We start from the raw sequence: 7,240 nt of genomic DNA, 5'->3' as shown, positions 1-7,240 counted from the left end.
CACGCCGCCAGCGTTCGTCCTGAGCCAGGATCAAACTCTCCAATAAAGTTTGTTGCTGGTTCAAGCTGGCAAATCATTTAAAAAATGATAGACTCATCAACGCTTTCGCTGTTCAGTTTTCAAAGAGCATTTTTGATAGAACGTTTTTCATCTTATCACGTTCATTTTTCACAAGTCAAGAGCTTTTTTATCGAATGCTGTTGTCTTGACTCGTTTTTTGTCGTCGTTCTTGGCGACAAGGAATAATCTATCACATATAAAAAACGAAATCAATAGCTAATTTAAAAGTTTTTTTCTTCCAAAGCCATCCCAAAACCTCCGCTGTCTCCTTTGCCGCTGCGCCCTGAAAAAGCAGCAAAGGAGCCGCCTCCCCCAAACCTGAAGGGCAACGGCTCCTTGTTCACTACTGGTTGCTTCTTATAGTAGGTACCGCACTTTCAAAAGCAAGCAACACCAGCACCCTCACCGCCTTCGCTGCAGCTCGTCAAGCACATCATCCAGCGGCAGCTTCTGCTCCCGCAGCAGGACAAGCAGGTGGAAAATCAAGTCGGAAGCCTCGTAGCGCAATTCCTCGTGACTGCGATTTTTCGCGGCGATAATCACCTCGGCGGCCTCTTCCCCGACTTTTTTCAAAATCTTGTCGACGCCTTTCTCGAACAAATAGGTCGTGTACGAGCCTTCCGGGCGCTCAGCTTCGCGGGCGGCAATCAACGCTTCCAGTTCGCCCAGAATCGCAAACCGGTCGACTGTCGAACCCTTCTCGGCTGTGACGGCTTTCTCGCCGCTCCCTGCCGTCTTTCGCTCCTGTCCCTCTGGCAAAAGCTCCCCGGCAAAACAGCTATAGGTCCCCGTATGGCAGGCTGGCCCATTCGGCACGACTTGCACCACGAGCGCATCCCCGTCGCAATCCACCTGGATGGAAACAATCCGCTGTGTATGGCCGGACGTCGCTCCTTTATGCCATAGTTCCTGTCTCGAACGGCTCCAAAACCACGTCTCTTTCGTCTCAAGCGATCGCTGCAAAGACTCCTCATTCATGTAGGCAAGCGTCAGAACAGCCTTGCTTACTGCATCCTGCACAATGACCGGAATCAGTCCTTTTTCGTCAAAACGCACGTTTTTTGCTGCCAGAAGCTCTACTGTCATGGCCGTACGACAACTCCTTTGGTCTGGAGATACTCTTTCACCGATTGAATGGAAGTCTCCTCGTAATGGAAAATGGAAGCGGCCAGAGCGGCATCTGCCCGCCCCGCCGTCAGCACGTCGTAAAAGTCTTCCTTCGAGCCTGCCCCACCAGAAGCGATCACCGGGATGTGTACCGCTTCCGAGACGCGTTTGGTCAATTCGATCCCAAAGCCCTTTTTCTCGCCATCGTCGTCCATGCTGGTCAAAAGAATCTCGCCTGCTCCCAGCGCCTCCACTTCCTGCGCCCAGCTGACGACATCCTTTCCCGTCGCATTGCGCCCGCCGTGCGTGTACACTTCCCACTGTCCTTCCCCTACCGACCTGGCGTCAATCGCGACCACGATGCACTGGGAGCCGAACACATTCGCCCCCTCGCGAACCAGCTCGGGACGAAGCACAGCGGCTGTGTTCAGCGAAATTTTGTCCGCTCCGGCGCGCAAAATCCGCTTCATGTCCTCCACACTGTTGATGCCGCCGCCAACGGTAAACGGAATCGTAATGTTCGCCGCCGTCCGCTCAATGACATCCACCATCGTCTTGCGCCCTTCGTGGGAAGCGGAAATATCCAGAAACACCAGCTCGTCCGCACGCTCCTCGCTGTACTTCTTCGCCAGCTCGACCGGATCGCCGGCGTCGCGCAGCCCCACGAACTGAACCCCTTTTACCACTCGCCCGTCCTTGACGTCGAGGCACGGGATGATTCTTTTAGCCAACATCCAGCTCACGTCCCTCCAAGCGAGTCAGCGCTTCTTTCAGTGTGAAAGCGTCCGTGTACAGCGCTTTTCCGACAATCGCGCCGGACACGCCATCCGTAGCATGTTCAGCCAAAACAAACAAATCATTCAGCTGGCTCACGCCTCCCGAGGCAATCACCGACTTGCCTGTTGCTACCGCGAGCGCTGCAATTTCCTCGACGTTTGGCCCCGTCATTGTGCCGTCACGGGCAATATCGGTATAAATAAACGTTTCCGCCCCGTATGTCACCAGCCGCTGTGCCAGCTCTGTCGCTGCGACGTCCGTTGTCTCCAGCCAGCCACGCGTGGCGACCCGCCCATTGCGACAATCCAGGCCAATCGCGATTTTGTCGCCGTACGTCTGCAAAATCCGTTTGGTAAAAGGCTCGTCTTCAATCGCGGCCGTGCCGACGATCACCCGCGCTACCCCCGCCTCCAAATAGTCCTTGATCTGCGCTTCCGTCCGAATGCCGCCGCCCACTTGCACAGGGACAGACACGGTACGGGCGATTTCCTTGATGATGGACGCGTTGGCCGGCTTTCCTTCCTTGGCCCCGTCCAGATCGACCAGGTGCACCCACTCGGCCCCTTGCTCGACCCAACGCTTGGCCATGGCAACAGGTGAATCGGCGTACACGGTCTCTTGGGCATAGTCCCCTTGAAACAGCCGCACACATTTTCCGCCGCGAATATCAATTGCTGGATAAATGAGAAAACTCACGCCAAAACCCCCTCGCATTGAACGGCAAAATTGCGCAGCAGCCGCATCCCGGTCTCCCCGCTCTTTTCCGGGTGGAACTGCATCCCGTACACGTGACCGCGCCCGACAATCGCCGTGACCTCCTGATAATAGTCGCTTGTTGCCAGCAGCACATCCGGCTTGCACCGCACATGGTACGAGTGCACAAAGTAAACGTACTCGCCTTCGCGCACCCCCTCCAAAAGCGGATGCTCCTGCTGGAGGCGCAACTGGTTCCAGCCCATGTGCGGCACCTTGTAATCGCCGGAAAAACGCACCGCTTCCCCGCGAATCAGACCAAGCCCGGTGTTTTCGCCGTGCTCCTCGCTTTTGTCAAACAAAAGCTGCATCCCCAGGCAGATGCCGAGAATCGGTCGGCCGGAAGCCGCATATGCATGAATCGCCCGATCCAGGCCCATCCCCCTGATATTGGCAATCGCGTCGCCAAAAGCGCCTACCCCCGGCAAAATCAGCCCGCTGTACTCCTGCAGCCGCTCAGGCGCAGAAACGAACTCATACGAATAGCCGAGCCGCTCCAATGCCTTGCTCAAGCTGTACAAATTGCCCATGCCGTAATCAATAATGCCGATCATCCTACAAAACCCCTTTGGTAGACGGGACCCCTTTTACACGCGGATCGATCGTCGTCGCTTCGTCCAGCGCACGGCCCATCGCCTTGAAAATCGCCTCAATCATGTGGTGGGTATTGTGGCCGTAATGCAAAATCACATGCAGATTGATCCGCGCTTCGAGCGCCAGCTTCCACAAAAATTCATGCACCAGCTCCGTCGAAAATTGTCCCACCATGTTCGTCGGATACGTGGCCCGATACTCCAGATGCGGCCGATTGCTAATGTCGATTACAACCTGCGCCAGCGCGTCATCCATCGGAACAAAAGCGTTTCCGTAGCGCTTGATCCCTTTTTTGTCGCCCAGTGCCTCCCGGATGCAATGCCCGAGACAGATGCCGATGTCCTCTACCGTGTGGTGGTAATCAATCTCAATGTCCCCTTTTGCCTGAACGGTCAGGTCAAAATGTCCGTGCCGGGTAAACAGGTCCAGCATGTGGTCCAAAAAAGGCACTCCCGACTCCTGCTTGCTTTCGCCTGCCCCATCGACCGCAAACGAAAGGGCGATTTGCGTCTCATTGGTGTTGCGTTCAATTGCTGCCGTGCGGATTGTACGGTCACTCATCACTGGTCACACTCCTGCTCGTTGCGATCAAAGTCGCGCAGTCTCTCGGTTATGGCGCGTCCATGCCCCGTCAGCCCTTCCTGTTCGGCCAGGGTGACGATTTTCGGCCCGTTTTTCAGCAAATCTTCTTTGCTGTAAGAAACGACACTGGACTTTTTGATAAAGTCGTCGACCGACAGCGGCGAGGAAAAACGCGCCGTGCCGTTAGTCGGAATCACATGGTTCGTTCCGGCAAAATAATCGCCGACAGGCTCGGAGCTGTACGGCCCGAGGAAAATCGCCCCGGCGTTCTGCACCTTGCCCAGTTGCGCAAAAGGCTCCGCAATCATGATCTCCAAATGCTCGGGCGCGATCCGGTTGATGACGGCGAACCCTTCGTCCAAATCTTCCACGAGCAAAATCGCTCCGTAATCGCGAATCGCCGCCGCGGCAATCGACTGGCGGGGCAGCTCAGCCAGCTGCCGCTCTACCTCCAGCGCCACCTGCTCGGCCAACTCCCGCGAAGGCGTGACCAAAATCGCGGCCGACATCGGATCATGCTCCGCCTGCGACAGCAAATCGGCAGCGACATAACGGGCATTGGCGGTGTCGTCAGCCAGCACGGCAATTTCGCTTGGCCCGGCGACCATGTCAATGCTGACCAGCCCGAACACCTCGCGCTTTGCCAATGCGACAAAAATATTGCCCGGCCCGACGATCTTGTCTACCGCCTTGATTTGCTCTGTGCCATAGGCGAGTGCCGCAATGGCCTGCGCTCCGCCCACTTTGTAAATCTCTGTCACGCCCGCGATCTGCGCCGCTACGAGAATGGCCGGATTGACCTTGCCGTCCGCTCCCGGCGGGGTGGTGATGACCACCTCGGGAACGCCTGCGATTTTGGCCGGGATCGCGTTCATCAGGACGCTGGAAGGATAAGCGGCCGTGCCCCCCGGCACATACAGTCCCGCGCGCTGCAAGGGGCGAATCAGCTGTCCCAGCATCGTCCCGCTCTCCTTCGTCAGAAACCACGACTGGCGCACCTGACGGCTATGGTAATCGCGTATATTTTCCGCCGCCTCCTGCAAAGCGACTTGGACCTGCGGAGAGACTTGCTCGCTCGCTTCTGCGATTTCCGCTTCGCTCACCCGAAACGTTTCCAACCGCACCCCGTCAAACCTCTCTGTATATGCGCGCAACGCTTCGTCTTTTCGCTCCCGAACAGCGGCGAGAATTGCTCTGACCGCTTCCTGCTGCTCCTTCGTGCCCGCCTCCACTGACCGCTTTGCGTCAAACTGACTGGCTTCCATGATCCGCATGGCCGTTCTCCCCCCTCCTCGTCTCTATCTTCTGCCTGGAACAACCTCCAGAAATTTTCCGGCAATCTCATCAACTGCTTCACTTTTCATCCGGTAGCTCGCGCGGTTGGCAATCAGCCGCGTCGTAATCTCGCAAATATGTTCCAACTCCACCAGGCCATTTTCTTTTAACGTCCGGCCGGTAGAGACGATATCGACAATCCGGTCCGCAAGCCCGATCATTGGCGCCAGCTCCACCGAGCCATTCAGCTTGATGACCTCCACCTGCTGCCCCTGCTCGCGAAAATAGCGGGAAGCGATCTTCGGATACTTGGTCGCCACTCTTGGCGCTTCTGTCGGCTTCCAGTCCGGCAATCCGGCGACCATCATCCGGCAGTAGCCGATCTGTAGGTCCAACAGTTCGTAGACATCCCGTTCTTCTTCGAGCAACACATCCTTGCCGACCACGCCTACATCGGCGACTCCGTACTCTACGTAAGTCGGGACATCGGCAGGCTTTGCCAAGATAAATGCGAGCCGGGTATTTTCCACAGGGATGACCAGCTTGCGTGAATCCTGCAATTCAGCGGTTACCTCCAGACCTGCCTGCTGCAAAAAGTGCACGGCCTCTTCAAAAATTCGCCCCTTGGGCATGGCAATCGTCAGCTTTTGCTCCCTTGCGAAAAACGTCATCCCCTATGCCTCCTGTTCCGTCATGCAGATCACCTGGCTGTAGCCTTGCCCATTCTCTGCCGCCAGTTCGGCCTTGTCCGTTACGAGCCGGGTAACGACCACATGCCCGCCTGCCCGCAGCTGCTGTGCCTTGGCCAAGGCTTCCCGCCGCTGCTCCTCTGTGTACACCAGCAGAATGCGTTCTGGCGTTTCGCCTCTCTCCGACGGCGTAACCGTCAGCAGTCGATCCATTTTGATCGCAAATCCCGTGGCAGGCGCAGAACGGCCAAATTGGGCCAAAAGCTGATCGTAACGCCCGCCTCCCAACAACGGGGAGCCGAGATCAGCGGCGTATCCTTCAAAGACAACGCCTGTATAGTAGTTCAAATTGATAATCAGATTGAAGTCCAACAGCAAATCCTCCGTGACGCCGTAAGCCTCCAGCGATTCCCACAGGGAGGCAACCGTTTCTACGGCCCGCCCTGCTTTTCCGCTGCCCGCAAGCTCCCTTGCCTCCGCGATCTTGCCTTTTCCCCCGCGCAAACGAAGCAAGGCGTCCAGCCGCTTTTTCCCCTCGGAACCAATGGAAATCGTCTCCAGCAACTGGCGAAAGCCGACGAAATCGCGCTCGTACAAATACTGGCGGAACTGCTGGCGCACGTCCTCCTCGGCAATCACATCCTCCAGCAGCCCATCGACAAAATCGACGTGCCCGATCGCGATTCGAAACGTCTCGACGCCTGCCGCTCGCAAGCAAAAAACGGCCAGGGCGATTGCCTCCGCATCCGCATCGACCGAACCGTCGCCAATCAGCTCGATCCCCGTCTGGAAAAACTCCGCATTCCGTCCCGCTTCCTTCTCCTGGGCGCGAAACACATTGGCCTGGTAAAACAGCCGAATCGGCAGCGGCACATCTTTATAGAGAGAGGAAACCACGCGGGCAATGGGCGTCGTCATGTCCGGCCGCAGCACAACGGTATGCCCCTGTTTATCCAACAGGCGAAACATTCGGTCAGTCAGCGTTGCGCTCGCCGTTCCCACCGTATCGTAATACTCCAGCGACGGCGTGGAAATTTCCTCGTACCCCCACCGTTCGATACAATGCCGCAGCGCCCGCTCCAAATGCCGTTGCTTCGCCAGTGATTCCGGTAAAATGTCCCGCATCCCCAGCGGTTTTTCGAATCCCAACGGCTTCGCCATCGTCATTCCCTCCACATCATCCGATTGCTTTACTCTGCTAATATGGTAGCAAAGTAAAGTATTATGATGAAGATTACCACGAAGACCGTCCATGGTCAACAGAGATAAGAATAGTCGGAAGATTCTTGATTATCGTTTGACACGGGAGCGATTGGCGCTTGCTCGAAGCCGTCGAAAAAGGAGCCCGCCCAAACGGACTCCCCTCTCTCCGGTCCCATTCTCTTGCTGGTTCGGAACATGCT

At 56.6% G+C, this 7,240-nt stretch carries 8 protein-coding genes; all 8 read right to left on the bottom strand.

Translation table 11 applies throughout. From position 1 onward, the window contains the following. Positions 1–462 precede the first annotated feature (462 nt). From hisIE to ACTHO6_RS20145, 8 genes are read right to left on the bottom strand one after another with little or no spacing between them, the layout of a single operon-like run. Positions 463–1,146 carry a bifunctional phosphoribosyl-AMP cyclohydrolase/phosphoribosyl-ATP diphosphatase HisIE gene (hisIE, locus tag ACTHO6_RS20180; protein ID WP_440243522.1) on the bottom strand — a complete coding sequence of 228 codons (684 nt, stop codon included), beginning with the start codon at positions 1,144–1,146 and terminating at the stop codon, positions 463–465. Beyond that, positions 1,143–1,901 carry an imidazole glycerol phosphate synthase subunit HisF gene (gene hisF / locus ACTHO6_RS20175; protein ID WP_440243520.1) on the bottom strand — a complete coding sequence of 253 codons (759 nt, stop codon included), beginning with the start codon at positions 1,899–1,901 and terminating at the stop codon, positions 1,143–1,145. Before hisF ends, hisIE begins: the two co-directional genes overlap by 4 nt. Further along, on the bottom strand, positions 1,891–2,640 hold the full coding sequence (gene hisA / locus ACTHO6_RS20170) for a 1-(5-phosphoribosyl)-5-[(5-phosphoribosylamino)methylideneamino]imidazole-4-carboxamide isomerase (RefSeq protein WP_440243518.1): 750 nt from the start codon (positions 2,638–2,640) through the stop codon (positions 1,891–1,893). The genes hisF and hisA overlap by 11 nt, the downstream gene beginning before the upstream one ends. Further along, positions 2,637–3,251 carry an imidazole glycerol phosphate synthase subunit HisH gene (gene hisH / locus ACTHO6_RS20165; protein ID WP_440243516.1) on the bottom strand — a complete coding sequence of 205 codons (615 nt, stop codon included), beginning with the start codon at positions 3,249–3,251 and terminating at the stop codon, positions 2,637–2,639. Before hisH ends, hisA begins: the two co-directional genes overlap by 4 nt. A 1-nt stretch (position 3,252) precedes the next feature. Beyond that, positions 3,253–3,852, bottom strand: coding sequence for an imidazoleglycerol-phosphate dehydratase HisB (hisB, locus tag ACTHO6_RS20160; protein ID WP_440243514.1), 600 nt, complete (start codon positions 3,850–3,852; stop codon positions 3,253–3,255). Continuing rightward, positions 3,852–5,147 carry a histidinol dehydrogenase gene (gene hisD / locus ACTHO6_RS20155; RefSeq protein WP_440243512.1) on the bottom strand — a complete coding sequence of 432 codons (1,296 nt, stop codon included), beginning with the start codon at positions 5,145–5,147 and terminating at the stop codon, positions 3,852–3,854. Before hisD ends, hisB begins: the two co-directional genes overlap by 1 nt. A gap of 24 nt (positions 5,148–5,171) precedes the next feature. Beyond that, on the bottom strand, positions 5,172–5,819 hold the full coding sequence (gene hisG / locus ACTHO6_RS20150) for an ATP phosphoribosyltransferase (protein WP_440243510.1): 648 nt from the start codon (positions 5,817–5,819) through the stop codon (positions 5,172–5,174). 3 nt (positions 5,820–5,822) lie between these two features. Then, on the bottom strand, positions 5,823–6,998 hold the full coding sequence (locus ACTHO6_RS20145) for an ATP phosphoribosyltransferase regulatory subunit (protein ID WP_440243508.1): 1,176 nt from the start codon (positions 6,996–6,998) through the stop codon (positions 5,823–5,825). Between the last annotated feature and the right edge of the window lie 242 nt (positions 6,999–7,240).

It is taken from the genome of Brevibacillus sp. SAFN-007a, assembly GCF_051967035.1.
Classification (GTDB): Bacteria; Bacillota; Bacilli; order Brevibacillales; family Brevibacillaceae; genus Brevibacillus.
The sequence above is the reverse complement of the archived record's forward strand: the minus strand, read 5'-3'. Positions and strand labels throughout refer to the sequence as shown.

Coding starts and splice junctions, on each gene's coding strand:
- hisIE (WP_440243522.1), bottom strand. CDS start 1,146: ATGACAGTAGAGCTTCTGGCAGCAAAAAACGTGCGTTTTGACGAAAAA.
- hisF (WP_440243520.1), bottom strand. CDS start 1,901: ATGTTGGCTAAAAGAATCATCCCGTGCCTCGACGTCAAGGACGGGCGA.
- hisH (WP_440243516.1), bottom strand. CDS start 3,251: ATGATCGGCATTATTGATTACGGCATGGGCAATTTGTACAGCTTGAGC.
- hisB (WP_440243514.1), bottom strand. CDS start 3,852: ATGAGTGACCGTACAATCCGCACGGCAGCAATTGAACGCAACACCAAT.
- hisD (WP_440243512.1), bottom strand. CDS start 5,147: ATGCGGATCATGGAAGCCAGTCAGTTTGACGCAAAGCGGTCAGTGGAG.
- hisG (WP_440243510.1), bottom strand. CDS start 5,819: ATGACGTTTTTCGCAAGGGAGCAAAAGCTGACGATTGCCATGCCCAAG.
- ACTHO6_RS20145 (WP_440243508.1), bottom strand. CDS start 6,998: ATGGCGAAGCCGTTGGGATTCGAAAAACCGCTGGGGATGCGGGACATT.